The 22,016-nt window shown below is 59.7% G+C and carries 26 protein-coding genes; 16 read left to right on the forward strand and 10 right to left on the reverse strand.

What is annotated here, in order from left to right; genetic code table 11:
• A partial coding sequence (locus tag L9059_RS27420; protein ID WP_247294073.1) for an amidohydrolase family protein occupies nt 1-237 on the forward strand: 237 nt, incomplete at its 5' end.
• 36 nt (nt 238-273) lie between these two features.
• Here L9059_RS27420 and L9059_RS27425 read toward each other — a convergent pair.
• Nucleotides 274-705, reverse strand: a complete 432-nt coding sequence (locus L9059_RS27425) for an NINE protein (RefSeq protein ID WP_247294075.1) — start codon at nt 703-705, stop codon at nt 274-276.
• 250 nt (nt 706-955) lie between these two features.
• Between L9059_RS27425 and L9059_RS27430 the strand changes: the two genes are divergently transcribed.
• Complete coding sequence (locus L9059_RS27430; RefSeq protein WP_247294076.1) at nt 956-1,564, forward strand: C40 family peptidase; 609 nt, start codon at nt 956-958, stop codon at nt 1,562-1,564.
• A 139-nt stretch (nt 1,565-1,703) separates the two neighbouring features.
• On the opposite strand, the gene L9059_RS27435 is transcribed toward L9059_RS27430, so the two are convergent.
• On the reverse strand, nt 1,704-2,738 hold the full coding sequence (locus tag L9059_RS27435) for a type IV pilus twitching motility protein PilT (RefSeq protein WP_247294078.1): 1,035 nt from the start codon (nt 2,736-2,738) through the stop codon (nt 1,704-1,706).
• A 57-nt stretch (nt 2,739-2,795) separates the two neighbouring features.
• On the opposite strand from L9059_RS27435, the gene L9059_RS27440 reads away from it, so the two are divergent.
• From L9059_RS27440 to L9059_RS27480, 9 genes are all read left to right on the forward strand, one after another.
• Complete coding sequence (locus tag L9059_RS27440; protein ID WP_247294080.1) at nt 2,796-3,494, forward strand: YggS family pyridoxal phosphate-dependent enzyme; 699 nt, start codon at nt 2,796-2,798, stop codon at nt 3,492-3,494.
• A gap of 24 nt (nt 3,495-3,518) precedes the next feature.
• Complete coding sequence (gene proC / locus L9059_RS27445; protein ID WP_247294082.1) at nt 3,519-4,337, forward strand: pyrroline-5-carboxylate reductase; 819 nt, start codon at nt 3,519-3,521, stop codon at nt 4,335-4,337.
• Between the two features lie 10 nt (nt 4,338-4,347).
• Nucleotides 4,348-4,938, forward strand: coding sequence for a YggT family protein (locus tag L9059_RS27450; protein WP_247294084.1), 591 nt, complete (start codon nt 4,348-4,350; stop codon nt 4,936-4,938).
• 195 nt (nt 4,939-5,133) lie between these two features.
• Nucleotides 5,134-6,273, forward strand: coding sequence for a homoserine O-succinyltransferase MetX (gene metX / locus L9059_RS27455; protein WP_247294086.1), 1,140 nt, complete (start codon nt 5,134-5,136; stop codon nt 6,271-6,273).
• 7 nt (nt 6,274-6,280) lie between these two features.
• Complete coding sequence (metW, locus tag L9059_RS27460; RefSeq protein ID WP_045059822.1) at nt 6,281-6,901, forward strand: methionine biosynthesis protein MetW; 621 nt, start codon at nt 6,281-6,283, stop codon at nt 6,899-6,901.
• A 26-nt stretch (nt 6,902-6,927) separates the two neighbouring features.
• A complete protein-coding gene (locus tag L9059_RS27465; protein ID WP_247294088.1) occupies nt 6,928-7,362 on the forward strand; it encodes a DUF4426 domain-containing protein in 435 nt (144 codons plus the stop codon).
• Nucleotides 7,359-7,955, forward strand: a complete 597-nt coding sequence (gene rdgB / locus L9059_RS27470; protein WP_247294090.1) for an RdgB/HAM1 family non-canonical purine NTP pyrophosphatase — start codon at nt 7,359-7,361, stop codon at nt 7,953-7,955. Before L9059_RS27465 ends, rdgB begins: the two co-directional genes overlap by 4 nt.
• A complete protein-coding gene (gene hemW, locus L9059_RS27475) occupies nt 7,952-9,157 on the forward strand; it encodes a radical SAM family heme chaperone HemW (protein ID WP_247294091.1) in 1,206 nt (401 codons plus the stop codon). Before rdgB ends, hemW begins: the two co-directional genes overlap by 4 nt.
• Before the next feature lie 22 nt (nt 9,158-9,179).
• Nucleotides 9,180-9,503, forward strand: a complete 324-nt coding sequence (locus L9059_RS27480; protein WP_122841138.1) for a DUF3392 domain-containing protein — start codon at nt 9,180-9,182, stop codon at nt 9,501-9,503.
• Between the two features lie 132 nt (nt 9,504-9,635).
• Here the strand turns inward: L9059_RS27480 and trmB are convergent, their stop codons facing one another.
• The 4 genes from trmB to L9059_RS27500 form a co-directional block, all read right to left on the reverse strand.
• A complete protein-coding gene (gene trmB / locus L9059_RS27485) occupies nt 9,636-10,361 on the reverse strand; it encodes a tRNA (guanosine(46)-N7)-methyltransferase TrmB (RefSeq protein ID WP_247294093.1) in 726 nt (241 codons plus the stop codon).
• Between the two features lie 9 nt (nt 10,362-10,370).
• Nucleotides 10,371-11,165, reverse strand: a complete 795-nt coding sequence (locus L9059_RS27490) for a thiazole synthase (protein WP_247294095.1) — start codon at nt 11,163-11,165, stop codon at nt 10,371-10,373.
• Between the two features lie 60 nt (nt 11,166-11,225).
• The gene (thiS, locus tag L9059_RS27495; protein WP_247294097.1) at nt 11,226-11,426 is read right to left on the reverse strand and encodes a sulfur carrier protein ThiS; all 201 of its coding nucleotides are present in this window, start codon (nt 11,424-11,426) and stop codon (nt 11,226-11,228) included.
• 199 nt (nt 11,427-11,625) lie between these two features.
• Nucleotides 11,626-11,997, reverse strand: coding sequence for a DUF423 domain-containing protein (locus L9059_RS27500; RefSeq protein ID WP_247294099.1), 372 nt, complete (start codon nt 11,995-11,997; stop codon nt 11,626-11,628).
• Nucleotides 11,998-12,070: 73 nt separating this feature from the next.
• On the opposite strand from L9059_RS27500, the gene mtgA reads away from it, so the two are divergent.
• The gene (mtgA, locus tag L9059_RS27505) at nt 12,071-12,793 is read left to right on the forward strand and encodes a monofunctional biosynthetic peptidoglycan transglycosylase (protein ID WP_247294100.1); all 723 of its coding nucleotides are present in this window, start codon (nt 12,071-12,073) and stop codon (nt 12,791-12,793) included.
• Nucleotides 12,794-12,917: 124 nt separating this feature from the next.
• Here mtgA and rpoH read toward each other — a convergent pair whose 3' ends face one another.
• The 4 genes from rpoH to ftsY all read right to left on the reverse strand — a co-directional run bounded on the left by rpoH (nt 12,918) and on the right by ftsY (nt 17,051).
• Nucleotides 12,918-13,772, reverse strand: a complete 855-nt coding sequence (gene rpoH, locus L9059_RS27510; protein WP_033060492.1) for an RNA polymerase sigma factor RpoH — start codon at nt 13,770-13,772, stop codon at nt 12,918-12,920.
• Between the two features lie 113 nt (nt 13,773-13,885).
• Complete coding sequence (ftsX, locus tag L9059_RS27515) at nt 13,886-14,908, reverse strand: permease-like cell division protein FtsX (protein ID WP_247294101.1); 1,023 nt, start codon at nt 14,906-14,908, stop codon at nt 13,886-13,888.
• Nucleotides 14,905-15,576 carry a cell division ATP-binding protein FtsE gene (gene ftsE / locus L9059_RS27520; RefSeq protein WP_095164552.1) on the reverse strand — a complete coding sequence of 224 codons (672 nt, stop codon included), beginning with the start codon at nt 15,574-15,576 and terminating at the stop codon, nt 14,905-14,907. Before ftsE ends, ftsX begins: the two co-directional genes overlap by 4 nt.
• Nucleotides 15,573-17,051, reverse strand: coding sequence for a signal recognition particle-docking protein FtsY (gene ftsY / locus L9059_RS27525; protein ID WP_247294102.1), 1,479 nt, complete (start codon nt 17,049-17,051; stop codon nt 15,573-15,575). Before ftsY ends, ftsE begins: the two co-directional genes overlap by 4 nt.
• 343 nt (nt 17,052-17,394) lie before the next feature.
• On the opposite strand from ftsY, the gene L9059_RS27530 reads away from it, so the two are divergent.
• The 4 genes from L9059_RS27530 to L9059_RS27545 all read left to right on the forward strand — a co-directional run bounded on the left by L9059_RS27530 (nt 17,395) and on the right by L9059_RS27545 (nt 21,926).
• A complete protein-coding gene (locus tag L9059_RS27530; RefSeq protein ID WP_247294103.1) occupies nt 17,395-18,750 on the forward strand; it encodes a M16 family metallopeptidase in 1,356 nt (451 codons plus the stop codon).
• Nucleotides 18,743-20,233: a M16 family metallopeptidase gene (locus tag L9059_RS27535; protein WP_247294104.1), complete on the forward strand. Its 1,491-nt coding sequence runs from the start codon at nt 18,743-18,745 to the stop codon at nt 20,231-20,233. The genes L9059_RS27530 and L9059_RS27535 overlap by 8 nt, the downstream gene beginning before the upstream one ends.
• A complete protein-coding gene (rsmD, locus tag L9059_RS27540; protein ID WP_247294105.1) occupies nt 20,233-20,847 on the forward strand; it encodes a 16S rRNA (guanine(966)-N(2))-methyltransferase RsmD in 615 nt (204 codons plus the stop codon). Before L9059_RS27535 ends, rsmD begins: the two co-directional genes overlap by 1 nt.
• Before the next feature lie 62 nt (nt 20,848-20,909).
• Nucleotides 20,910-21,926 (forward strand): hydrolase, encoded by a 1,017-nt coding sequence (locus L9059_RS27545; protein WP_247294106.1) that lies wholly within the window; start codon nt 20,910-20,912, stop codon nt 21,924-21,926.
• Nucleotides 21,927-22,016 lie beyond the last annotated feature (90 nt).

Below are 22,016 nucleotides of genomic sequence, written 5' to 3' on the forward strand. Positions count from 1 at the left end.
GATCTGCCGACACTGCTGGCGCGCCTGAGTGCCGGTCCGGCCGAGGCACTGCGCCTGCCGGCGGGCAAGCTGGCGGTGGGAGGCGCAGCGGATATCGTGTTGTTCGATCCGGCGGCTTCGACCGTGGCCGGTGAAACCTGGCTGTCCAAGGGGGAGAACTGCCCGTTTATTGGCCACAGCCTGCCGGGGGTGGTGCGTTACACCCTGGTGGATGGGCGGATTAGCCACCAGGCGTAACACCTGTGGTGAGGGAGCTTGCTCCCTCGCCACCAATTACTGGAAAGTGCCGCGGTTTTGGGCGTTACGCACCGACACCTGGTCATTCAAAGTCCAGAAGTCATACAGCACCCCTATAAAGAACAACCCGCCTGTCACCAGATACAACAACCCGCTGATCCATTTTCCCTGATACATGCGGTGCACACCAAGCACACCCAGGAAAGTCAGCAGAATCCAAGCGACGTTGTATTCGATCGGCCCAGCGGTAAAACGCAGGTCCGCCTCACGGTCCATGGCCGGGATCAGGAACAGGTCGATCAGCCAACCTATCCCCAGCAAACCAAAAGTGAAAAACCAGATCGTCCCGGTCACCGGCTTGCCGTAATAAAAGCGGTGAGCACCAGTGAATCCGAAGATCCACAGCAGGTAGCCAATGACCTTGCTATGGGTGTCCTGGTGCGGAACAGGGTGTTGATAGGTATTCATGGATGACCTCGATTCACACGATAGATAAATATTCTTTAATTCTTTGTGACTTTTTTACGGGTGGCCGACAGATGGCAAATGTTATCCTCCGGCTCGCTAAAGTCTTGTCGCATAAGACATTTGCTTAAAGTCCCGCGTACATCTGTCGCCCACTTGGTTCCCTTGAGACTGTTGCGAATCGACCAACGGACCCGGAATGGACCAAAAAGCTGTTATAAAGTTGCGCGCTAACCAATATGAGCCCTGCCTAATGCGTCCATTTTTCAAGACATGGCTAACCATTTGCCTTTTGATGCCACTGGCCGCCCACGCCACCAATCGTGAGCAACGTCTTCCTAACGTTAATGGTTACACCCCGAAATCCCATGCGTCTGCTCCTTCGAGCAAAAGCAAAAACACCGCTCCAACCCTGACCAGCAAAAGCAGCCTGGTTCCGCCGATGGCGAGCAAGGAAAGCAGCAATGTCCTGAGCCGTGCGGTAAACGTACTCGGTACTCCTTATCGTTGGGGCGGTAGCAGCCCAAGTAAAGGGTTCGACTGCAGCGGCTTGGTGAAATACGCGTTCAACGACGCAACATTCGATCTGCCTCGCACCTCGAATGCCATGGCCAGTGGCCATGGCGAGAAAGTCGATCGCAAGGATCTGAAGCCTGGCGATCTGATTTTCTTCAACATCAAAAGCCGTCGGGTCAATCACGTCGCCATTTACCTGGGCAATGACCGCTTCATCCACGCACCGCGTCGTGGCAAGTCGGTGAGCATCGATACCCTGAAGAAACCGTATTGGGAAAAACACTACGTGGTGGCCAAGCGAGTGCTGCCGAAAGAACAGGCCGCGTTGCGGGTTGTTCAGCGCTGATCTGAAGCCACGATTCAGGCCCGGCACTTGCTTCGGTCATGCCGGCCTCTTCGCGAGCAAGCCCACCACCTTGGAATGCATTCTCCTGTGGGGGCGGGCTTGCTCGCGAAGGCGCCTCTGAACACACCACAAACTCTCCTCAGAAGTTATCCGGCGACCGCGCCTTCTCCCGCGCATGCTCGCGACTGATCAGCCCCTTGCTGACCAGATCCTTCAAGCACATATCCAACGTCTGCATCCCCAGCGACGCACCAGTCTGAATCGACGAATACATCTGCGCCACCTTGTCCTCGCGGATCAGGTTACGGATCGCCGACGTTCCCACCATGATCTCGTGCGCGGCAACCCTACCGCCGCCAATCTTCTTAATCAGCGCCTGTGACACCACCGCTAGCAACGACTCGGACAGCATCGAACGCACCATGGACTTCTCGTCACCCGGAAACACGTCCACCACCCGGTCGATGGTTTTCGCCGCTGAAGTGGTGTGCAGCGTGCCGAAGACCAGATGCCCGGTTTCCGCCGCCGTCAGCGCCAGGCGAATAGTCTCCAGGTCGCGCATTTCACCCACAAGAATCACGTCCGGATCCTCGCGCAGGGCCGAGCGCAGGGCGGTGGCGAAACTGCGGGTATCGCGGTGGACTTCACGCTGATTGATCAGGCATTTGCGCGATTCGTGAACAAATTCGATCGGGTCCTCGATCGTGAGGATGTGGTGATGACGGTGGTTATTCAGATAATCGATCATGGCCGCGAGGGTGGTCGACTTGCCTGACCCGGTGGGCCCGGTCACCAATACCAGGCCGCGCGGGGCCTCGGTAATCTTACGAAACACGTCCCCCATGCCCAGGTCATCCATGCTCAGGACTGTCGAAGGGATGGTACGAAAAACCGCGCCAGCGCCACGGTTCTGGTTGAAGACATTGACCCGAAAGCGCGCCACGCCGGGCACATCAAAGGAAAAGTCGGTCTCCAGGTGCTTCTCGAAGTCCACGCGCTGGGTATCATTCATGATCGCGTAGATGAGTTCCTGCACCTGCTTGTGATCCAGTGCTGGCAGGTTGATGCGCCGCACATCGCCATCGACTCGAATCATCGGCGGCAGGCCGGCGGACAAGTGCAGGTCGGACGCGCCCTGTTTGGCGCTGAAAGCCAGCAGCTCAGTGATATCCATAGCACTCCTCAATTCCAGTAGAATGCCGCCAACCTCAGAACCGCTGGCGCCTCTTGAATGTCCACGATAGCAGACAACATCACTCAGGTTAGTTCGCGCATCCATGCTGCGGCCCAGGCGGCTCACCGCGACGAGCACAGCGTGCAGTTGCTCGCAGTGAGCAAGACCAAGCCCGCCGAAGCGTTGCGCGAAGCACACGCCGCCGGGATTCGCGACTTCGGCGAAAACTACCTGCAGGAAGCCTTGGGCAAACAGCTCGAATTGGCCGACCTGCCCTTGATCTGGCACTTCATCGGCCCCATTCAATCGAACAAGACTCGCGCTATCGCCGAGCACTTCGCCTGGGTGCATTCCGTGGATCGCTTGAAAATCGCACAACGCCTGTCCGAACAACGTCCCTCCGATCTGCCCCCACTGAACATCTGCATCCAGGTCAACGTCAGCGGTGAAGCCAGCAAATCCGGCTGCACCCCTGAAGATCTGCCGGCGCTGGCGCAAGCCATCAGCCAATTGCCACGCATCCGGTTGCGCGGGCTGATGGCGATTCCCGAGCCGACTGAAAATCGCGCTGACCAGGACGCGGCCTTTGCTGCCGTACAGCAACTGCAAGCCAGTTTGAACCTGCCGCTCGACACACTTTCCATGGGCATGAGCCACGACCTCGAGTCGGCCATCGCCATGGGCGCCACCTGGGTCCGTATCGGTACGGCCCTGTTTGGCGCCCGGGGCTCTCAACAAACGCCTAGCCAGCCTTAATGGCTCTCTTTATAAGGACCTGACATGAGCAAGACTCGTATTGCCTTTATCGGTGCCGGCAACATGGCCGCCAGCCTGATCGGCGGCCTGCGCGCCAAAGGTCTGGGAGCCGCGCAAATCAGCGCCAGCGATCCTGGCGCCGAAACCCGCTCGAAAGTCGCCGCTGAACACGGTATTGCCGTATTTGCCGACAACGCCGAGGCCATCCAAGACGCCGAAGTGGTCGTTCTGGCGGTCAAACCCCAGGCAATGAAGGCGGTGTGCGAAGCGATTCGTCCGAGCTTGAAGCCGAATCAACTGGTGGTGTCCATCGCCGCCGGCATTACCTGCGCGAGCATGAATAACTGGCTTGGCGCCCAGCCGATCGTGCGCTGCATGCCCAATACCCCGGCATTGCTGCGCCAGGGCGTAAGCGGTTTGTTCGCCACTGCCGAAGTCAGCGCCGAGCAACGTCAGCAAGCCGAAACGTTGCTGTCTGCTGTCGGCATTGCCTTATGGCTTGACCAGGAACAGCAGCTGGACGCGGTCACCGCCGTTTCCGGCAGCGGCCCGGCGTATTTCTTCTTGCTGATTGAAGCGATGACCGCTGCCGGCGTCAAACTCGGCCTGCCGGCGGACATCGCCGCTCAGCTGACGGTGCAAACGGCACTGGGCGCCGCGCACATGGCGGTTGCCAGTGACGTCGACGCGGCTGAATTGCGTCGCCGGGTGACGTCGCCGGGGGGTACCACCGAAGCTGCAATCAAATCGTTCCAGGCTGGCGGCTTTGAAGCGCTGGTAGAAAAAGCACTTGGCGCCGCTGCGCACCGCTCGGCCGAGATGGCCGAACAATTGGGTCAATAAGGAGCCTTACATGATTGGATTGAACACTGCAGCGGTTTACGTGCTGCAAACCCTCGGCAGTCTGTATCTGCTGATCGTGCTGTTGCGCTTCGTACTGCAACTGGTGCGGGCGAACTTCTATAACCCGCTCTGCCAATTCGCGGTAAAAGCCACCCAGCCGCTGCTCAAGCCCCTGCGCCGGATCATCCCGAGCATGTTTGGCCTGGACATGTCGTCCCTGGTGCTGGCGATCCTGGTGCAACTGGCGCTGATGGCGCTGACGCTGCTGCTGACCTACGGCACCCTTGGCAACCCGCTGCAGCTGCTGATCTGGTCGCTGATTGGCGTGACCGCGCTGTTCCTGAAGATTTTCTTCTTTGCCCTGATCATCAGCGTAATCCTGTCGTGGGTTGCACCGGGCAGCCACAACCCTGGCGCCGAATTGGTCAACCAGATCTGCGAACCGGCCCTTGCACCGTTCCGCAAAATCCTGCCAAACCTCGGCGGCCTGGACATCTCGCCGATCCTCGCGTTCATGGCCCTGAAGCTGCTCGACATGCTGGTGATCAACAACCTGGCCGAGATGACGATGATGCCGCAGATTTTGCGGTTGCTGATCTGACTCGCAGGCTGACCGCGTTTTCGTTCTTCGCGAGCAAGCCCGCTCCTACATTTGAAATGCATTCCAATGTGGAAGCGGGCTTGCTCGCGAAGGGAGCGCCTGGGCGCTGACTGAATGAAATCATCCCCGGCCTTTGCTTGCCGCTAACCCCACCGGTCTTTAGACTTACGCCTCATTTCAACGAGAGCAGGGTCGATGCCAACTGCCTTTCCCGCCGATTCTGTTGGTCTGGTGACGCCGCAAGTGGCGCACTTCAGCGAACCCCTGGCCCTGGCCTGTGGCCGCTCGCTTCCAGCCTATGACCTGATCTACGAAACCTACGGCACACTGAACGCCACGGCGAGCAACGCCGTGCTGATTTGCCACGCCTTGTCTGGCCACCACCACGCCGCCGGCTTCCATAGCCCCGACGACCGCAAACCCGGTTGGTGGGACAGTTGCATAGGCCCCGGAAAGCCCATTGATACAAATAAATTCTTCGTCGTCAGCCTGAACAACCTGGGCGGCTGCAATGGTTCCACCGGTCCGAGCAGCATCAACCCGGACACCGGCAAGCCATTTGGTGCCGACTTTCCGGTGCTCACCGTTGAGGACTGGGTGCACAGCCAGGCGCGCCTGGCCGACCTGCTCGGCATCGGCCAATGGGCCGCCGTGATCGGTGGCAGCCTGGGTGGCATGCAGGCGATGCAATGGAGCATCACCTATCCCGAACGCATCCGGCACTGCCTGGCCATCGCCTCGGCGCCCAAGTTGTCGGCGCAGAACATCGCGTTCAACGAAGTGGCGCGCCAGGCAATCCTTACTGACCCAGAGTTCCATGGCGGTTCGTTCCAGGAAGCAGGCGTGATCCCCAAGCGCGGCCTGATGCTGGCACGGATGGTCGGGCACATCACTTACCTGTCCGATGACTCCATGGGCGAGAAATTCGGCCGCGGGCTGAAAAGTGAAAAGCTCAACTACGACTTCCACAGCGTCGAGTTCCAGGTCGAAAGCTACTTGCGTTATCAGGGCGAGGAGTTTTCCGGGCGCTTCGACGCCAATACCTATCTGCTGATGACCAAGGCTCTGGATTACTTCGATCCTGCGGCGAATTTCGACGACGACCTGGCGAAAACCTTCGCCAACGCCCAAGCCAAATTCTGCGTGATGTCCTTCACCACCGACTGGCGCTTCTCCCCTGCCCGTTCGCGCGAGTTGGTGGATGCGCTGATGGCAGCCAAGAAAGACGTTTGCTACCTCGAGATCGATGCTCCGCAAGGCCACGACGCCTTCCTGATTCCGATCCCGCGTTACCTGCAGGCGTTCAGCAACTACATGAACCGAATTTTGCGTTGAGGACATCATGAGAGCCGATCTGGAAATCATCCAGGAATGGATCCCCGCCGGCAGCCGCGTGCTCGACCTGGGCTGCGGCGACGGCGAACTGTTGACCTGGCTGCGCGACAACAAGCAGGTGACCGGGTACGGACTGGAAAACGATCCAGACAACATTGCCGAGTGCGTCGCCAAAGGCATCAATGTCATCGAGCAGGACCTGGACAAGGGCCTTGGCAACTTCGCCAGCAACAGTTTCGACATCGTGGTCATGACCCAGGCGTTGCAAGCGGTGCACTATCCGGACCGGATCCTCGACGAGATGCTGCGGGTCGGTCGCCAGTGCATCATCACCTTCCCGAATTTCGGCCACTGGCGCTGCCGCTGGTATCTTGCGAGCAAGGGGAGGATGCCGGTTTCCGACTTCCTGCCGTACACCTGGTACAACACACCAAACATCCACTTTTGCACTTTCGGTGACTTTGAAGAGTTGTGTCGCGAACGTGAAGCCAAGGTCATTGATCGGCTTGCCGTGGATCAACAGCACCGCCACGGGTGGGCAAGTAAGCTATGGCCTAATCTATTAGGTGAAATCGGCATCTACCGCGTCAGCAGCCCCGGGCTGCAGGATCACAAGATCGCGGTGTGAAACACCACATTTCGAGGAGAACCAACATGGGTCGTCTAGCGCTGTTTCTACTTACTGCCTGCCTGAGCGTAACCGCCATGGCCGCCGACGTCATCAAGGGTGAACGCCAGGAAAAATTCGGTGACGTGACGGTGCACTACAACACCTTCAACTCCACCTTCCTGACCCCGGACATTGCCAAAGCCACGGAACTGACCCGCAGCAAGAACCAGGGCGTGATCAACATTTCGGTGCTCAAGGACGGCAAACCGCAGATGGCCCAAGTCAGCGGCACCATTAAGGACCTGACCAGCCAGAGCGTGAAGCTCAACTTCCGCCAGATCACCGAACAGAACGCGATCTACTACATCGCGCAATACCCGGTCGATCAGCAGGAGACCCGCACCTTTGAAATTCAGGTGCAGATTGGCGATAAAATCAACACCATCAACTTCAACCAAGAGCTTTTCCCCGGCCGATGATGAACTTCACCCAACTCGTACTGGCCAGCCACAACGCCGGCAAGCTCAAGGAACTCCAGGCCATGCTCGGCGACTCGGTGCAATTGCGCTCGATCGGCGAGTTAAGCACTGTCGAGCCTGAAGAAACCGGCCTGTCGTTCGTCGAGAACGCCATTCTCAAGGCCCGCAACGCCGCGCGCATCTCCGGCCTGCCGGCGCTGGCCGATGATTCGGGCCTTGCAGTGGATTTCCTCGGCGGCGCACCGGGCATTTATTCGGCTCGCTACGCTGACGGTCAAGGTGACGCGGCGAACAACGCCAAGCTGCTCGACGCCCTGAAGGGCGTGCCTGAGGCCGAGCGCGGCGCTCAATTCGTTTGTGTACTGGCACTGGTGCGGCACGCCGATGACCCGTTGCCGATCCTCTGCGAAGGCTTGTGGCAAGGGCGCATCCTGGCCCAGGCCAGCGGCGAGCATGGTTTTGGCTATGATCCGCTGTTCTGGGTACCGGAACGCGACTGTTCCAGCGCAGAGCTGAGCCCTGGCGACAAGAACCTGATCAGCCACCGCGCCCGCGCAATGGAACTGCTGCGCCAGCGTCTGGGCTTGAAATGACCCACGACGCCTCCGCGCCGCCGTTGATTTACGGCGGTGCCGCACAATCACCTCGGGCTGCGCTGGCGGTGCTGCCGCCCCTGGCGCTGTACATCCACATCCCGTGGTGTGTACGCAAATGCCCTTATTGCGACTTCAATTCCCACACGGCCAGCCCGGTGCTGCCGGAAGAGGAATACGTCGACGCGTTGCTGGCCGATCTCGATCAGGATTTGCATGCGGTCTACGGCCGCGAGCTGAGTTCGATCTTCTTTGGCGGTGGCACGCCGAGCCTGTTCAGCGCTGCGGCCTTGGGTCGACTGCTCAAAGGCGTTGAGCAGCGCATAACGTTTGCTGCCGACATCGAAATCACCCTGGAAGCCAATCCCGGAACCTTCGAGCAAGAGAAATTCATTGCTTACCGGGCGCTGGGGATCAATCGCCTGTCGATCGGCATCCAGAGCTTTCAGGAAGAGAAACTCAAGGCGCTGGGGCGCATTCATAATGGTGACGAAGCACTGCAGGCCGCCGGCATGGCGCGTCAGGCCGGGTTCGACAACTTCAACCTGGACCTGATGCACGGCTTGCCCGATCAGTCCCTGGACGACGCGTTGAGCGACCTGCGCCAGGCCATCGCCCTGAAGCCGACTCATCTGTCCTGGTACCAACTGACCCTGGAACCGAACACGGTGTTCTGGAACCAGCCGCCCGCGCTGCCGGAAGACGACACGCTGTGGGACATTCAGGAGGCCGGGCAGGCGTTGTTGGCCGAGCACGGTTACGCGCAATATGAAGTGTCCGCCTATGCACAGGCTGGCCGCGCGGCGCGCCATAACCTGAACTACTGGAGTTTCGGCGACTTCATCGGCATCGGCGCTGGAGCCCATGGCAAGCTCAGCCATCCGGACGGGCGCATCGTACGCACCTGGAAGACTCGGCTGCCCAAGGATTACCTCAACCCGGCGAAAAATTTCCAAGCCGGAGAGAAAGCGCTGCCCAACGAAGAGCTGCCATTCGAGTTCCTGATGAATGCCCTGCGCCTGACGCAAGGCGTGGATTCGCGGCTCTATCCCGAGCGTACCGGTCTGCCGCTGGAAAGCCTCGCGCAACGTCGGCTGGAGGCAGAACAAAGTGGCTTGTTGCAGGTCGAACCGTCACGTCTGGCGGCCACCGAACGCGGCCAGCTGTTTCTCAATGACTTGCTGCAGAATTTTCTGAGCTGATTTCAGCCCTAAGGGAAAACGAATGGATTTGGTACTCGACCTTCTCGCCACGGTGTCTCGCTGGAGCCGCAGCAACCTATCGGAAATCGCCCTGGCCCTTGTGGGGTGCCTGCTGGTGTTGTTTGGAGCGGATTTCAAAGGCTGGGTCGAGCAACGCCTGGGCAGCGTCGCGGGCGCCTTGCGTGTCCCGATGATGGCCCTGCTGTGCATGGTCGGCAGCGGAGCCGCGCTGATTTATGCGACCCCATGGATCGTCAAGGGCTTGAGCCAGTTCAATAACTACAGCCTGGCACCGGTATTGGTGGTGGTGCTGGTGTTGATTGGCGTAGTGGCTGACCGCCGCTGACCTCTGGACACACCCAAAACAACTGTGGGAGCGAGCCTGCTCGCGATGGCGTCATAACATTCAACATCTTCGTTGACTGTCAGACCGCAATCGCGAGCAAGTTCGCTCCCACAGTTTTTACAGCGTTACGGTTCAGGACTGCTTTTCGAACTTCAGATCCCACACGCCATGCCCAAGACGTTCGCCGCGGCGTTCGAACTTGGTGATCGGCCGCTCGGCCGGGCGCGGTACGCACTTGCCGTCTTCGGCCAGGTTGCGATAACCCGGCGCGACGCTCATCACTTCCAGCATGTATTCCGCGTACGGCTCCCAGTCCGTGGCCATGTGCAGCACACCGCCGACCTTCAACTTGCTACGCACCAGTTCAGCGAACGACGCCTGCACGATACGACGCTTGTGGTGACGGCTCTTGTGCCACGGGTCCGGGAAAAACAGCATCAGCCGATCGAGGCTGTTGTCGGCCACGCAGCGGTTGAGCACCTCGATCGCATCGCAATCGTAGACCCGAAGGTTGGTCAGGCCCTGGGTCAGCACGCCATTGAGCAGCGCGCCAACACCCGGACGGTGCACCTCGACGCCAATGAAATCCTGCTCCGGCGAAGCTGCGGCCATCTCCAGCAACGAATGGCCCATGCCGAAGCCGATTTCCAGGGAACGCGGTGCAGAACGACCAAACACCTGATCGAAGTCTACAGGCGCGTCAGCCAGCGGCAGAACGAACAGCGCAGTGCCCTGCTCCAGGCCTTTCTGCTGGCCTTCGGTCATGCGCCCAGCGCGCATCACAAAACTCTTGATACGGCGATGTTGGCGTTCTTCGCCTTCTTCCGGCTGGATAGGCGTTTCGTTTGATTCAGTCATCAATGGCTCTTACTTGATCAGACCATCCAGCGGCGAGGAGGCGCTGGCATAGAGTTTTTTCGGCATGCGACCGGCGAGGTAGGCCAAGCGGCCCGCGACGATGGCGTGTTTCATGGCTTCGGCCATCATGACCGGCTGTTGGGCATGGGCGATGGCCGAGTTCATCAGCACCGCCTCGCAGCCCAGTTCCATGGCAATAGTGGCGTCCGAAGCGGTACCCACACCGGCATCTACCAGTACGGGAATCCTGGCTTCTTCAAGGATGATCTGCAGATTGTAAGGGTTACAGATCCCCAGGCCCGTACCGATCAGACCGGCCAGCGGCATCACCGCGATGCAGCCGATTTCCGCCAACTGGCGGGCAATGATCGGGTCATCGCTGGTGTAAACCATCACATCAAAACCTTCCTTGACCAACACTTCGGCGGCCTTGAGGGTTTCAATAACGTTGGGAAACAGGGTCTTCTGGTCCGCCAGCACTTCCAGCTTCACGAGGTTGTGGCCGCCAAGCAGTTCCCGGGCCAGGCGACAGGTGCGCACGGCCTCGGTGGCATCGAAGCAACCGGCAGTGTTCGGCAGGAAGGTGTAGCGATCCGGCGACAGGACTTCCAGCAGGTTCGGTTCGCCCGGGTTCTGGCCAAGGTTGGTACGGCGCACCGCGAATGTCACGATCTCGGCACCCGAGGCCTCGATGGCCAGGCGGGTTTCTTCCATGTCACGGTACTTGCCGGTACCTACCAGTAAACGCGACTGGTAAGTACGACCGGCCAGGACGAAGGGCTTGTCGCTACGAACGATGCTCATGGGAAATCCTCTGTAGGAGTGAGGTTCTTGCAGAATTCTGTGACCTTGCGGACCGGGCGACTAGCCGCCGCCGATGGCGTGCACGACTTCGACTGAATCGCCGTCATTCAGGATGGTTTCGGTATGCTGACTGCGCGGGACGATATCCAGGTTAAGCTCCACTGCCACCCGGCGTCCGGTCAGTTCCAGACGGGTCAACAGGGCCGCAACGGTTTCACCGTCGGGCAATTCAAGGGATTCGCCGTTCAACTGAATGCGCATGCCGCAGGCCACCATCATTTTAAGGGGCTGGCATTCTAGCCCGATCAGTCAGATCGACCCAAGCCATTCGTCATGTCGCCGACCTTGCAGGAGCGAGCTTGCTCGCGATGGACGTTCACGATAACGCTGGGAGCCTGGCGCCTCGCGGCGCTCTCAGGTTTTTCGCGAGCAAGCTCGCTCCTACAGGGATCGGGGCAACTCAGGAGAGGCGCCAGGCGGCAAGACCCAGGCAGAACCAGCCTACCAGGAACGCCAGCCCGCCAAACGGGGTGATGATCCCAAGCTTGCTGATGCCCGTCATGGTCAACACATACAAGCTGCCGGAAAACAGCAGGATGCCGATCGCAAACGAAGCACCCGCCCATGTAACCAGCCGTCCCGGCATTTGCGTGGCCAGTAGCGACACGCCCAGCAACGCCAGGGTATGCACCAGTTGATAAGTGACGCCGGTATGGAAAATCGCCAGGTATTCAGGCGTCAGGCGGCTCTTCAGGCCATGGGCGGCGAACGCTCCAAGGGCAACTCCGGTAAAGCCGAAAAAAGCAGCCAGCATCAGAAAGCCACGCAGCATGAGAACTCCAGTCAGACTCGATCAACAGGGTCTGTATAATGGCCCGCTCAACGGGTTCGGCCAAGCCATCTCTATGCTGCGTTTAATTCTACGAAGATTCTCCAAGGCCGCACTCTGGTTCGCGGGCGGCAGCGTGCTGCTGGTGCTGATATTTCGCGTAGTACCACCCCCAGGCACGGCCTTGATGGTCGAGCGCAAGATCGAATCCTGGCTCGACGGCGAGCCCATCGACCTGCAACGCACCTGGAAACCCTGGAATGAGATCTCCGACGACCTCAAGCTCGCGGTGATTGCCGGTGAAGATCAGAAATTCCCGGAGCATTGGGGATTCGATTTTGTCGCGATACAAAAAGCCCTGGCTCACAACGAGCTTGGCGGCTCGATTCGAGGTGCCAGTACCTTGAGCCAACAGGTTGCGAAGAACCTGTTCCTGTGGTCAGGCCGCAGCTGGCTGCGAAAGGGCCTGGAGGCGTGGTTTACCGGGTTGATCGAGGTGTTCTGGCCAAAGCAGCGGATACTTGAGGTTTACCTCAACAGTGTCGAGTGGGATGAGGGCGTGTTTGGCGCTGAAGCGGCGGCCCGGCATCACTTTGGCGTCAGCGCAAAAGGGCTCAGTCGTCAGCAATCCAGCCTGCTGGCGGCCGTACTGCCAAACCCGCGAGCCTGGAGCGCGAGCCATCCCACCAGCTATGTCGCGCGACGCGCAGGGTGGGTTCGGCAGCAGATGAGTCAGTTGGGTGGTGACAGCTACCTGCTGGGCCTGAACGATTCGCGCCGGGCGCCTTGGTCCCAATAGCCGAACATCAAAATACCAGTCAAAAAATCTCCAATAGGGGGCCAAGGCGCCGCTAAATATGGGCACCCAACAAAAACGCCCCGATCAGTGCTGATCGGGGCGTTTTTCATGGCGTTCGCGGAAGTTAAGCGGCGATCGACAACTTGAGCTTGTTCATCGCGCTTTTCTCAAGCTGGCGAATACGCTCGGCCGACACGTTGTACTTCTGCGCCAGGTCATGCAGCGTGGCTTTCTCTTCAGCCAACCAGCGCTGATAGAGAATGTCACGACTGCGGTCGTCCAGCACTTCCAGCGCTTCGTGCAGGTTGTGGTTGGAGTTGTCACTCCAGTCGGCATCTTCCAGTTGACGGGCCGGGTCGTACCGGTGGTCTTCCAGATAGTTGGCTGGCGATTGGAACGCACTGTCGTCGTCTGCTTCCGTAGCAGGGTCGAAGGCCATGTCATGGCCGGTCAGGCGGCTTTCCATCTCGCGCACTTCCCGCGGTTCAACGCCCAGGCTCTCCGCCACACGGTGAACTTCCTCGTTGTTCAACCAGGCCAGACGTTTCTTCTGGCTGCGCAGGTTGAAGAACAGCTTGCGCTGGGCCTTGGTGGTCGCGACTTTCACGATGCGCCAGTTGCGCAGGATGAACTCGTGAATTTCCGCCTTGATCCAGTGCACAGCAAACGAAACCAGACGCACGCCCATTTCCGGATTGAAGCGCTTCACGGCCTTCATCAGGCCGACGTTGCCTTCTTGGATCAGGTCAGCCTGAGCCAGACCGTAGCCGGAATAGCTACGGGCAATGTGTACAACAAAACGCAGGTGGGCGAGCACCATCTGCCGAGCCGCCCCCAAATCCTGCTCATAATAGAGACTCTCGGCCAGTTCACGCTCCTGCTCCGGCGTCAGCAAAGGAATGCTGTTCACCGTGTGCACATAGGCTTCCAGGTTCGCACCCGGGACCAGAGCATATGCAGGTTGCAAAGAATTGGTCATACGAAAAAACCTCCGTCTTACATAACTCGTGCAGTTCAGCACTGCGAAAATTGACCGGAAACCGAAGAACAAGTTCCCATAAACGCTGAAAGGTCAATACGAGCAAAATGATATTACTTTGGCGCAAGCTCCCGCAGGTGGCGTGCGACTGCAATCCATGCACCGATATACCCCAACAGCACCGCGCCAAGCAAGAGTGACAGACCATCGGCAACCGGCACGCCGGCCAAGGCGAAATCACTGCCGTACAAACCGGCCAGGCCGACCACCGCATCGTTCAGCCAGTCCAGGCCAAACGCCAATACGCCCCAAGAAAAAACCCCTGCACCGAAGCCATATAGCGCACCCATGTACAGAAAGGGTCTGCGCACATAACTGTCAGTGCCTCCGACAAGTTTAATCACTTCTATCTCTGTGCGGCGGTTTTCAATATGAAGACGAATGGTATTGCCTATCACCAAAAGTAATGCAGAAACCAGCAGCACCGTCAGACCGAAGACAAAACGGTCGCCCAGCTTCAGGATCGCGGCCAAACGCTCGACCCAGACTAGATCAAGTTGCGCCTGTTGTACCTTCGGCAACTCGGAAAGTTTTTGTCTCAATGCTTCAAGGGCGGGCTTGTCGACCTCGTTGGGGGTCACCAGCACCACGCCCGGCAGCGGGTTTTCCGGCAATTCCTTGAGCGCATCGCCTAGGCCAGACTGCTGCTGGAACTCTTCGAGCGCCTGATCGCTGCCCACGTATTCAGCCTCGGCAACGCCGGGGATAGCCTTTATCTGCTCTCGCAACGCTTCCCCCTGCTCGGGGCTGGCGTCGAGTTGCAGGTAAAGGGAAATCTGCGCCGCCCGCTGCCAGGAACCACCGAGGCGTTCGACATTACCTAGCAGAAGTGACAGCCCCATGGGCAGGCTCAAGGCGACCGCCATCACCATGCAAGTAAAAAAGCTGCCAATGGGTTGCTTACCCAAACGGCGCAGGCTGTCCATCAGGCTGGCGCGATGGCTTTCGACCCAGGCATGGAACAGCGTCGAAAAGTCGGGACCGTCATCGTCGTCGCGTTTTTTCTTCTTCGGCTGCGGATCGGCGGCCTTGGGGGCCACGCGCTCGGAAACCTTGGGGCTGCGAGTCGCACTCATACGCCGGCCTCCCCGTCACCGATCAATCGACCGCGCTGCAAGGTCAGCATGCGGTGACGCATGCGGGCGATCAGCGCCAAGTCATGACTGGCGATCAGCACGCTGGTACCCAGGCGATTGATATCTTCGAAAACACCCATAATCTCGGCCGCCAGGCGCGGATCGAGGTTACCTGTGGGTTCATCCGCCAGCAGCAAGGCCGGGCGATGCACGATGGCCCGGGCAATACCGACGCGCTGTTGTTGACCGGTAGACAGGTCACCCGGGTATAGATCGGTTTTGTCGGAAAGCGCCACTCGCTCAAGGGCAGAGTCCACGCGCTTAACGATCTCGGCCTTCGACAGGCCGAGAATCTGGAGCGGCAAGGCGACGTTGTTGAACACGGTGCGATCGAACAGTAGCTGGTGATTCTGGAACACCACGCCAATCTGCCGCCGCAGAAAGGGGATCTGCGCATTGCTGATGGTGGCCAGATCCTGCCCGGCCAGCAGCAATTTGCCGGTCGTCGGGCGCTCCATGGCCAACAGCAGGCGCAGCAATGTGCTTTTACCGGCTCCGGAATGCCCGGTTACAAACAAGAACTCGCCCCGACGGACACGAAAGCTCAGCTCATGCAAGCCGACGTGACCGTTCGGATAGCGTTTACCGACCTGTTCGAAACGAATCATGAACGCTCCCGCTCGGCAAACAGCGCCTGGACAAAGGGTTCTGCTTCAAAAGTACGCAAATCATCGATGCCTTCGCCGACGCCGATATAGCGAATAGGCAAACCGAACTGCTTGGCCAGGGCGAAAATCACCCCGCCCTTGGCCGTGCCGTCAAGCTTGGTCAGGGCCAGACCGGTCAATGCAACGGTCTGGTTGAATTGCTTGGCCTGGTTGATAGCGTTCTGGCCTGTCCCTGCGTCGAGCACCAGCAACACCTCGTGCGGCGCGTCCGCATCGAGCTTGCCGATCACCCGGCGAACCTTCTTCAGCTCTTCCATCAGGTTGTCTTTGGTGTGCAGGCGCCCGGCAGTGTCGGCGATCAGTACGTCGATGCCACGGGCCTTGGCGGCCTGCACGGCATCGAAGATAACCGATGCCGAGTCGGCGCCGGTGTGCTGTGCTATCACCGGGATCTTGTTGCGCTCGCCCCAGACCTGCAACTGCTCGACTGCAGCAGCGCGGAAGGTGTCACCGGCAGCCAGCATGACTTTCTTGCCTTCGAGCTGCAGCTTTTTGGCCAGCTTGCCGATGGTGGTGGTCTTGCCGGCGCCGTTGACGCCGACGACCAGAATAACGAACGGTTTGCTCTGCGAGGTGATCTTCAGTGGCTGCTCAACTGGCTTGAGCATCGCGGCCAACTCCGCCTGCAGCGATTTGTACAGCGCATCGGCATCGGCCAGCTCCTTGCGCGCGACCTTCTGGGTCAGGCGCTGGATGATCACCGAGGTGGCTTCGACGCCAACGTCGGCAGTCAGCAGACGGGTTTCGATGTCTTCGAGCAACTCGTCATCGATTAACTTTTTGCCCAGGAACAGGCTGGCCATGCCTTCGCCGATGCTGGCGCTGGTCTTCGACAACCCTTGCTTGAGCCGCGCGAAGAAGCCCGCCTTGGATTCTTCGGTACGCACAGGCTCGGCAACAGGCTCGATGACGGCCATCGACGTCTCGACCACTGGCGGGATAACTGGCGCTGGCGCCGGGGCAGGCACTGGCACCTCTACTAGCGGCTCGGGTTCGGCCAACACCACCGCAGCGGCAGGCGGCTCGACAACCGGTGCCTGAACGGGCTCAGGCGCAACAACAGTCAGCGCCGGGATTGGCGGCGGCAGATGCGGCGCCATTTCATCCACGACCAACGCCACCGGTTCCTCTGCCACGGGCAGCTTCAACCAGGGCTCGGCGACCGGGGTCGAAATCGAGGGTTGCTCCGCCACGACTTCAGGTTCAGGCTCGACGGGCGGCTGCAGCACCGGCTCGACGATCGGCAGGACAATGGGCGCCGGCTCCTCATTCAATAGCGGCTCTGGGGCCGGCTCATTAAGCGGCTGTGGCTGTTCGACGACGGTTTCCTGCGGCTTTTTGCGCAGCCATCCGAACAGGCCTTTTTTCTCGCCAGCCGCAGCTGGGGTCTTCTTGTCGTCGTTGGAACCAAACATGGAGGACGGCTATCTCACGGTAGCGACGCGCCCACAGGCGCCTCGGCAAATAAATATTCAATGCTGAACAGACTGCGATTGATCGAGCTTGTTCACGCGCAACATTTTGTAGAGGTACCCAGGACACCTCAGGAAAACGATTTAACACAGGACTGATGCGGCAAAATCGGCGAAAAAGTACAACTCTGCTGATAAATGTCGAATTCCCGTCGCGAACCCATACAACCTGATCAAGCATCAAGGCCTGATAGGCGTGGCCGCCGCTAAAACGGATCAGTATCCTAGCACCCTCTCGCCCGCTGACGCTAAGACCAAGCGGGCAGCCCAACAGGTTTAAAAACGAATGAATGCTCTTGCCCGCCGCGCTGCCGGCCTGCTGCTCAGCACAGTTTGTCTGCCACTCTCAGCCATGGCTGCCGCCCCCCAACCCACCCACGAATTCACCCTGGACAACGGCTTGAAGGTCGTGGTGCGCGAAGACCATCGTGCCCCGGTGGTCGTTTCCCAAGTCTGGTACAAGGTCGGCTCCAGCTATGAAACCCCAGGCCAGACAGGCTTGTCCCATGCACTGGAACACATGATGTTCAAGGGCAGTGAAAAAATCGGCCCCGGCGAAGCCTCGCTGATCCTGCGCGACCTGGGCGCTGAAGAGAACGCATTCACCAGCGACGATTTCACCGCCTATTACCAAGTACTGGCCCGGGATCGCCTGGGCGTGGCCTTCGAACTTGAAGCCGACCGCATGGCCAGCTTGCGCCTGCCACCTGACGAGTTTGCCCGCGAGATCGAAGTCATCAAGGAAGAACGTCGCCTGCGCACTGATGACAAGCCGATGTCCAAGGCTTATGAGCGCTTCAAGGCCATGGCTTACCCGGCCAGCGGCTATCACACGCCGACCATCGGCTGGATGGCCGACCTGGACCGCATGAAGGTCGAAGAGCTGCGTCACTGGTACCAATCCTGGTACGTACCGAACAATGCCACCCTGGTGGTGGTCGGCGACGTCACTCCGGACGAGGTCAAGAGCCTGGCCCAGCGCTATTTCGGCCCGATCGCCAAGCGTGACGTTCCATCAGCGAAACAGCCTCTGGAATTGGCCGAGCCCGGTGAACGCAAGATAACCCTGCACGTGCAGACCCAATTGCCGAGCCTGATGCTGGGCTTCAATGTGCCGAGCATCGCCACCGCCGAAGACAAGCGATCGGTAAACGCCTTGCGTCTGATTTCGGCGCTGCTTGACGGCGGCTACAGCGGACGCATCCCGACTCAACTGGAGCGAGGTGAAGAACTGGTGTCCGGCGGCTCGTCGAGCTATGACGCCTATACCCGTGGCGACAGCCTGTTCACCTTGTCGGCTACCCCCAACACCCAGAAAAACAAAACCATCGCCCAGGCCGAGGCCGGTTTGTGGAAACTGCTCGACCAATTGAAAACCACCGCGCCTACCGCCGAAGAACTTGAGCGAGTGCGGGCACAGGTTATCGCCGGCCTTGTCTACGAACGCGACTCAATTACCAGCCAGGCCACCGCCATCGGCGAGCTGGAGACGGTAGGCCTGTCGTGGAAGCTGATGGACACCGAGCTCGCCGACCTGGAAAGCGTGACCCCGGAAGACATCCAGAAAGCCGCCAAGCTGTATTTCACCCGCGAACGTCTCAGCGTCGCCCATGTACTGCCACAGGAGACGACTCATGAGTGAGCGTAAAAAACCGAGCCTGGCGCTGATCGGCCTTATCGTTGTCGCGCTGATCGGCTCCGCGACCGTCTACTTGCTGCGGCCCGATGACTCGACGGCCAGCGAGGCCCTCGACAAGGCCAAGTCCAGCCAGAAGCTGCAATCCCTGGCCGAGCTCGATGGCAAGGCGCCGAGCCACCGCACGCTCGACGTGCAGACCTGGAACACCGCCGAAGGCGCCAAAGTACTGTTCGTCGAAGCTCGCGAGCTGCCGATGTTCGACCTGCGCCTGATTGTTGCAGCCGGTAGCAGCCAGGACGGCGATGCGCCAGGCCTGGCCCTGCTGACCAACGCCATGCTCAATGAAGGCGTTGCAGGCAAGGATGTCGGCGCTATCGCCCAAGGCTTTGAAGGCTTGGGTGCCGACTTTGGCAATGGTGCATTCAAGGACATGGCGCTGGTCTCGCTGCGCAGCCTCAGCGCAGCGGATAAACGCGCGCCAGCCCTGGAGTTGTTTTCTGAAGTAGTAGGTAAACCGACCTTCCCTGCCGACTCCTTTGCGCGCATCAAGAACCAGATCCTCGCCGGCTTCGAATACCAGAAGCAAAACCCCGGCAAACTCGCGAGCATGGAACTGATGAACCGTTTGTACGGCGATCACCCCTACGCCCATTCGAGCGACGGCACGGCGAAAACCATTCCTGCCATTACCCTGGCGCAACTCAAGGCCTTCCATGAGAAAGCCTACGCAGCTGGCAACGTGGTCATTGCCTTGGTGGGAGACCTCTCGCGCGCCGATGCCGAGGCGATTGCCGCGCAAGTTTCCAGTGCTCTGCCAAAAGGCCCGGCACTTGCGAAAATCGCGCAACCGGCAGAGCCCAAGGCCAGCGTCGGCCATATCGAGTTCCCATCCAAGCAGACCAACCTGATGCTCGCGCAATTGGGCATCGACCGTGCCAATCCGGACTATGCAGCATTGTCCATGGGCAACCAGATCCTTGGCGGTGGCGGTTTCGGTACTCGGTTGATGACCGAAGTCCGGGAGAAACGCGGCCTGGCCTACGGTGTCTACTCCGGCTTCACGCCGATGCAGGCGCGCGGCCCGTTCATGATCAACCTGCAGACCCGCGCCGAAATGAGCGAAGGGACGTTGAAGCTGGTGCAGGATGTCCTCGCCGACTACCTCAAGACCGGCCCGACCCAGAAAGAACTCGACGACGCCAAGCGCGAACTGGCCGGCAGCTTCCCGCTGTCCACTGCCAGTAATGCCGATATCGTCGGCCAACTGGGCGCCATGGGGTTCTACAACCTGCCGCTGAGTTACCTGGACGACTTCATGCGCGAGTCGCAAAGCCTGACCGTCGAGCAGGTCAAGGCGGCATTGAACAAACACCTGAGCACGGACAAAATGGTCATCGTCAGCGCTGGCCCGACCGTGCCGCAAAAGCCGTTACCGGCCCCTACTGATAAACCTGCCGAGCAACCGCTCGGGGTTCCGGAGCATTAATGGCCAGTTCTCGCCCTAAAAAACCTGTTCACAACGTGCATAACGGCGTGAATCAATTGCGCATCATTGGCGGCGAATGGGGTAGCCGAAAGCTGAGCTTCCCCGATGCACCGGGCTTGCGCCCGACGCCGGACCGGGTGCGTGAAACCCTGTTCAACTGGCTCGCGCCCTATGTCGCCGGGGCGAAAGTATTCGACCCGTTCGCCGGGAGCGGTGCGCTGTTCCTCGAAGCGTTGTCCCGTGGCGCAGCGATGGGCCAGGCGCTCGACGCCAGCAACATTGCCGTATCGAGCATCAAGGAGCACCTGGGCACGCTGCGCTGCACCACCGGGCAAATCCAGACGGCCGACGCCTTACGCTACCTGGAAACCCAGGCTGCCGTCGCTTACGACCTGGTATTCCTCGACCCACCGTTCAACCAGAACCTGTTGCCGACCGTGTGCACCCTTCTTGAAGAGCGCCAGTGGCTGGCCGATGAGGCCTGGATTTATACCGAGAGCGAAAACGCGCCATCAAGCCTTGGTTTGCCTGGCAACTGGCGCCTGCACCGGGAGCAGAAATCCGGGCGGGTGTACTACTCACTGTGGCAACGTATGGCAGAGATCGCCGGTTAATCGACCCGCCTGAAAAGGTGCATGCCTCAGCAGAGGCAAGCACCTCTGCCTCGAGAGCAATCGTGTCCCTTCCGTCAAAACGCTTCACCCCCGCCTTCGGCCTTGGCAACCCGCACTTGCAGACTTTGTGGGGACCGCTGTGGCGTAAAACCACCCATATTGAACGCGAGCGCGAGCGCCTATGGCTTGAGGATGGTGACTTTCTTGACCTCGACTGGCATGGCCCGCATAACGCAGACACACCCCTGGTGCTGGTGCTGCACGGGTTGACCGGCTCTTCGAATTCACCTTATGTCGCCGGCGTGCAAAAGGCGCTGGCGGCCCAAGGCTGGGCCAGTGTCGCGCTGAACTGGCGCGGCTGCTCGGGGGAACCCAACCTGCTGCCGCGCAGTTACCATTCCGGCGCCAGTGAAGACTTGGCTGAGACCCTCAAGCATTTGCGCGCCAGGCGGCCACTCGCTCCCCTGTACGCAGTCGGCTACTCACTAGGCGCTAATGTGCTGCTTAAGTACCTGGGCGAAACCGGCGGCGACAGTGGCTTACAGGGTGCGGTGGCGGTATCGGTGCCCTTTCGCCTGGATCAATGTGCCGATCGCATCGGCCAGGGGTTTTCAAGGGTCTATCAGGCGCACTTCATGCGCGAGATGGTGGCCTACATCAAGAACAAGCAGCGCCAGTTCCAGCATGACGGACGCGAGGACGGGCTGGCGGCGCTGGCAGCTCTGGGCTCTCTGGAGAACATGCGCACTTTCTGGGACTTCGATGGCCGGGTAACTGCCCCTCTGCACGGTTATGCCAATGCCGAAGATTATTATCGCCGAGCCTCGAGCCGTTATTTCCTTGGGCAGATCGAAACTCCAACACTGATGATCCAGGCGGCTGACGATCCGTTTGTATTCCCGCACAGCCTGCCCCAGGCCGACGAATTATCCGCAGCCATCCAGTTCGAATTGCACGCCAGCGGCGGGCATGTCGGCTTTGTCGATGGCTCGATCAGGCAGCCGGGATATTACCTGGAGCGGCGTATCCCGGCGTGGCTGGCAAATCCCCTGGAGCGAGCTTGCTCGCGAAAAGCCTGAGAGCGCCGCGCGGCGTCAGATTTCCCGCGTTATCGTTCACCTCCATCGCGAGCAAGCTCGCTCCTACAGGGACCGTTACAGGTATGGGTT

This window comes from Pseudomonas violetae (assembly GCF_023072615.1).
GTDB classification, from domain to species: domain Bacteria; phylum Pseudomonadota; class Gammaproteobacteria; order Pseudomonadales; family Pseudomonadaceae; genus Aquipseudomonas; species Aquipseudomonas violetae.

What these genes read in the sequence shown, in the direction of transcription:
- L9059_RS27425 (WP_247294075.1), bottom strand. Translation starts at nt 705, where the DNA reads ATGAATACCTATCAACACCCTGTTCCGCACCAGGACACCCATAGCAAG.
- L9059_RS27430 (WP_247294076.1), top strand. Translation starts at nt 956, where the DNA reads ATGCGTCCATTTTTCAAGACATGGCTAACCATTTGCCTTTTGATGCCA.
- L9059_RS27435 (WP_247294078.1), bottom strand. Translation starts at nt 2,738, where the DNA reads ATGGATATCACTGAGCTGCTGGCTTTCAGCGCCAAACAGGGCGCGTCC.
- L9059_RS27440 (WP_247294080.1), top strand. Translation starts at nt 2,796, where the DNA reads ATGTCCACGATAGCAGACAACATCACTCAGGTTAGTTCGCGCATCCAT.
- proC (WP_247294082.1), top strand. Translation starts at nt 3,519, where the DNA reads ATGAGCAAGACTCGTATTGCCTTTATCGGTGCCGGCAACATGGCCGCC.
- L9059_RS27450 (WP_247294084.1), top strand. Translation starts at nt 4,348, where the DNA reads ATGATTGGATTGAACACTGCAGCGGTTTACGTGCTGCAAACCCTCGGC.
- metX (WP_247294086.1), top strand. Translation starts at nt 5,134, where the DNA reads ATGCCAACTGCCTTTCCCGCCGATTCTGTTGGTCTGGTGACGCCGCAA.
- metW (WP_045059822.1), top strand. Translation starts at nt 6,281, where the DNA reads ATGAGAGCCGATCTGGAAATCATCCAGGAATGGATCCCCGCCGGCAGC.
- L9059_RS27465 (WP_247294088.1), top strand. Translation starts at nt 6,928, where the DNA reads ATGGGTCGTCTAGCGCTGTTTCTACTTACTGCCTGCCTGAGCGTAACC.
- rdgB (WP_247294090.1), top strand. Translation starts at nt 7,359, where the DNA reads ATGATGAACTTCACCCAACTCGTACTGGCCAGCCACAACGCCGGCAAG.
- hemW (WP_247294091.1), top strand. Translation starts at nt 7,952, where the DNA reads ATGACCCACGACGCCTCCGCGCCGCCGTTGATTTACGGCGGTGCCGCA.
- L9059_RS27480 (WP_122841138.1), top strand. Translation starts at nt 9,180, where the DNA reads ATGGATTTGGTACTCGACCTTCTCGCCACGGTGTCTCGCTGGAGCCGC.
- trmB (WP_247294093.1), bottom strand. Translation starts at nt 10,361, where the DNA reads ATGACTGAATCAAACGAAACGCCTATCCAGCCGGAAGAAGGCGAAGAA.
- L9059_RS27490 (WP_247294095.1), bottom strand. Translation starts at nt 11,165, where the DNA reads ATGAGCATCGTTCGTAGCGACAAGCCCTTCGTCCTGGCCGGTCGTACT.
- thiS (WP_247294097.1), bottom strand. Translation starts at nt 11,426, where the DNA reads ATGCGCATTCAGTTGAACGGCGAATCCCTTGAATTGCCCGACGGTGAA.
- L9059_RS27500 (WP_247294099.1), bottom strand. Translation starts at nt 11,997, where the DNA reads ATGCTGCGTGGCTTTCTGATGCTGGCTGCTTTTTTCGGCTTTACCGGA.
- mtgA (WP_247294100.1), top strand. Translation starts at nt 12,071, where the DNA reads ATGCTGCGTTTAATTCTACGAAGATTCTCCAAGGCCGCACTCTGGTTC.
- rpoH (WP_033060492.1), bottom strand. Translation starts at nt 13,772, where the DNA reads ATGACCAATTCTTTGCAACCTGCATATGCTCTGGTCCCGGGTGCGAAC.
- ftsX (WP_247294101.1), bottom strand. Translation starts at nt 14,908, where the DNA reads ATGAGTGCGACTCGCAGCCCCAAGGTTTCCGAGCGCGTGGCCCCCAAG.
- ftsE (WP_095164552.1), bottom strand. Translation starts at nt 15,576, where the DNA reads ATGATTCGTTTCGAACAGGTCGGTAAACGCTATCCGAACGGTCACGTC.
- ftsY (WP_247294102.1), bottom strand. Translation starts at nt 17,051, where the DNA reads ATGTTTGGTTCCAACGACGACAAGAAGACCCCAGCTGCGGCTGGCGAG.
- L9059_RS27530 (WP_247294103.1), top strand. Translation starts at nt 17,395, where the DNA reads ATGAATGCTCTTGCCCGCCGCGCTGCCGGCCTGCTGCTCAGCACAGTT.
- L9059_RS27535 (WP_247294104.1), top strand. Translation starts at nt 18,743, where the DNA reads ATGAGTGAGCGTAAAAAACCGAGCCTGGCGCTGATCGGCCTTATCGTT.
- rsmD (WP_247294105.1), top strand. Translation starts at nt 20,233, where the DNA reads ATGGCCAGTTCTCGCCCTAAAAAACCTGTTCACAACGTGCATAACGGC.